3 protein-coding genes are annotated in these 3,155 nt (G+C 72.5%); 1 reads left to right on the forward strand and 2 read right to left on the reverse strand.

Annotation, left to right across the window (positions count from 1 at the left end; genetic code table 11):
* Positions 1–92: 92 nt before the first annotated feature.
* Both HMPREF0731_RS19835 and HMPREF0731_RS19840 read right to left on the reverse strand, forming a co-directional pair.
* Positions 93–836, reverse strand: coding sequence for a superoxide dismutase (locus HMPREF0731_RS19835; RefSeq protein WP_007006000.1), 744 nt, complete (start codon positions 834–836; stop codon positions 93–95).
* A gap of 112 nt (positions 837–948) precedes the next feature.
* A complete protein-coding gene (locus tag HMPREF0731_RS19840; protein ID WP_007006001.1) occupies positions 949–1,857 on the reverse strand; it encodes a LysR substrate-binding domain-containing protein in 909 nt (302 codons plus the stop codon).
* Positions 1,858–1,990: 133 nt separating this feature from the next.
* On the opposite strand from HMPREF0731_RS19840, the gene HMPREF0731_RS19845 reads away from it, so the two are divergent.
* Positions 1,991–3,155 (forward strand): MFS transporter (locus HMPREF0731_RS19845; protein ID WP_007006002.1); only part of this gene is annotated, 1,165 nt, incomplete at its 3' end.

A 3,155-nucleotide genomic window follows, 5' to 3' on the forward strand; every position in this document is an offset into this window, starting at 1 on the left:
GGCGCAGGGCAGGGCTCCGGCCCGGCTGCGTGGCCAGGCCGGGCCACGATGCGGCGAGGCGCCGGGAATCACGCCCCGGCGCCCCGGACCGATCAGACGCCCAGCGTGCCGGCCTTGGCGGCGGCGTAGCGCTCGCCGATCTTCGCCCAGTCCAGCACGTTCCACCAGGCGGCGAGGTATTCCGGCCGGCGGTTGTTGTACTTCAGGTAGTAGGCGTGCTCCCACACGTCGTTGCCCATCAGCACGCGCTGCCCGTCCATCAGCGGCGTGTCCTGGTTGGGGCGGCTGTTCAGCGCCAGCTTGCCCTCGCGGTCCACGGTGACGAAGACCCAGCCGGAGCCGAAGACCCGCGCGCCGGCGCCGTTGAAATCGGTGCGGAACTTCTCCATGCCGCCGAGATCGCGGTTGATCGCCTCGGCCAGCTCGCCCGAGGGGTTGCCGCCGCGCCCGCCCATGATCTGCCAGAACATCGAATGATTGGCATGGCCGCCGCCATTGTTGCGCAGCGTGGTGCGCACCGCCTCCGGCGCCTCACCCAGCTTCGCCAGCAGCTCCTCCAGCTTCAGGCTGGCCAGCTGGCCATGGTCGCGCAGCGCGGCGTTGAGGTTGTTCACATAGGCGGCGTGGTGCCGGCCATGGTGCAGCTCCATGGTGGCGGCATCGATATGCGGCTCCAGCGCATTCGCCGCATAGGGCAGGGCCGGCAGGGTGAAGGGGCCGCTGGGCTGCGCCGGGGCGGCGGCCTGGGCGAAGACGCGGCCCGGCAGCAGCCCGGCGGCCAGCAGCGAGCCGGCCGCGAACAGGGCGCCGCGGCGCGCGATCAGAGGGGTGGTCATGGCGTGATCTCCCTTGGTCCGGCCGGTTAACACCCGATCGGGGGGCGGGATGCAGGGCCGGTCGCCCCCGCCACCCGAAGATGGGAGGGCCATGCCGCGCTGCCAGGGCCGTTCAGCGCAGTTCGGCGCCGCCGCCCATGCGCTCGACCAGGAAATCGATGAAGGCGCGGATGCGCGAGGCCAGATGCCCATGCCCGACATAGAGGGCGTGGATCAGCTCGACATCCTCGGCATTGTGCTCCTCCAGCAGCGGCACCAGCCGTCCGGCGTCGATCTCGGCCTGGACATGGAAGCGCGCCAGCCGCGCCAGGCCGAGCCCGGCCAGGCAGAGCTGCCGCAGCGTCGGGCCGTTGTTGGCGCGGAGATTGCCCGGCGTCGCCTCGGTGGAGAGGCGCCCGGTCTGCGGGTCGCGGAACGGCCAGCCGCCGGCGCGGTGGCGGAAATTGAAGCCCAGGCAATTGTGCGCGGCGATGTCCTGCGGCAGCCGCGGCGTGCCGTGCCGCGCCAGATAGGCCGGCGCGGCCACCACCACCCGGCGGGAGCGCAGCACCAGCCGCGCCTTCAGCGCCGAATCGCGCAGCGCGCCGGCCCGCAGCGCGATGTCGGTGCGCTCCTCCACCAGATCCACCAGCCCGTCGCTCAGCGACAGGTCGAGGGTGATGCCCGGGTAGCGCGCCAGGAACTCCGGCAGCAGCGGCACCAGGCATTGCGTGCCGAAGCCCACCGTGGCGCTGACCCGCAACGGGCCGCGCGGCAGGGCGCCGGCGGTGACCAGGCGCTCGGTCTCCTCGATCTCGGCCAGCAGGCGGCGGGCGCGGGCGAGGTAGACCTCGCCCTCCGCCGTCGGCCGCAGGGCGCGGGTGGAGCGCAGCAGCAGCGGCGTGCCCAGCCGGTCCTCCAGCCGCGAGACCAGCCGGCTGACCGCCGAGGGCGTCAGCCCCAGCCGCCGCCCGGCGGCCGAGAAGCTGCCGAGATCGGCCGCCAGCAGCACCGCCTGCATTTCTCCCGCGCGGTTGTCCATTCGGCGTCACCTTTGAATCGGAGTCACAGATCCTGGCGCATCATGCCGCGTTATCGCGCGGAAAGGGCAGGGGCATACCGGCCGGTGACACGGGCGGCCGCCCCTTCGCGGCCCTTTCTGCGGGAATCCCCCCATGCCTCTGGCCATTTTCGCGCTGACCGTCGCGGCCTATGCGATCGGCACGACGGAATTCGTCATCGTCGGCCTGCTGCCCACGGTGGCGGCCGATCTCGATATCACGCTTCCCCTCGCCGGGCTGATCGTCAGCGTCTATGCGCTGGGCGTCACCTTCGGCGCCCCGGTGCTGACGGCGCTGACCGGGCGGCTCGGCCGCAAGGCGCTGCTGCTCGGGCTGATGGCGCTGTTCGTCGCCGGCAACAGCGCCGCCGCCCTGGCGCCGGACTATGCCACCCTGCTGGCAGCGCGGGTGCTCTCCGCCTTCGCGCATGGCGTGTTCTTCTCGGTGGGGGCGACCATCGCCGCCGATTTGGTGCCGGAAGACCGGCGCGCCTCGGCCATCGCCATGATGTTCATGGGGCTGACGGTGGCGATCGTCACCGGCGTGCCGCTCGGCACCTGGATCGGCCAGAATTTCGGCTGGCGCGCCACCTTCTGGGCGGTGGCCGGGCTGGGGCTGGTGGCCTTCCTGGCCATCCTGCTGCTGCTGCCCGCGCGGCTGCGCCAGGCGCCGCCGGCGCGGCTGGCCGAGCAGCTTCGGGTGCTGGGCAGCGCCCGGCTGCTGCTGGTCTTCGGCATGACGGCGCTGGGCTATGGCGGCACCTTCGTCACCTTCACCTATCTCTCGCCGCTGCTGCAGCAGGTCAGCGGCTTTGGCGAGGGCAGTGTCAGCCTGATCCTGGTGTTCTACGGCCTGGCCATCGCGGCGGGGAACCTGGCCGGCGGCCGGCTGGCCGACCGCAACCCGGTGCGGGCGCTGAGCTGGCTCTTCGCGCTGCAGGCCGCGGTGCTGGCGCTGCTGACGCTGACGGCACCCAGCCCGGCCCTGGCGCTCGCCACCCTCGCGGCACTCGGTTTCCTGTCCTTCGCCAATGTGCCGGGCTTGCAGCTCTACGTCGTGCAGCTGGCGCGGCGGCACCGGCCGGAAGCGGTGGATGTCGCCTCGGCGCTGAACATCGCCGCGTTCAACCTGGGTATCGCGCTGGGCGCCTGGACCGGCGGGCAGGTGGTGGCCTCGCCGCTCGGCCTCGGGGCGACGCCCTTCGTGGGGGCGATGCTGGTGGCGCTGGCGCTGGGGCTGACGCGGTGGTCGTCGCGGCTGGATAAGGCAGTGACAGCTT

The organism is Pseudoroseomonas cervicalis ATCC 49957 (genome assembly GCF_000164635.1).
In the GTDB taxonomy this organism is placed as follows: Bacteria; Pseudomonadota; Alphaproteobacteria; order Acetobacterales; family Acetobacteraceae; genus Pseudoroseomonas; species Pseudoroseomonas cervicalis.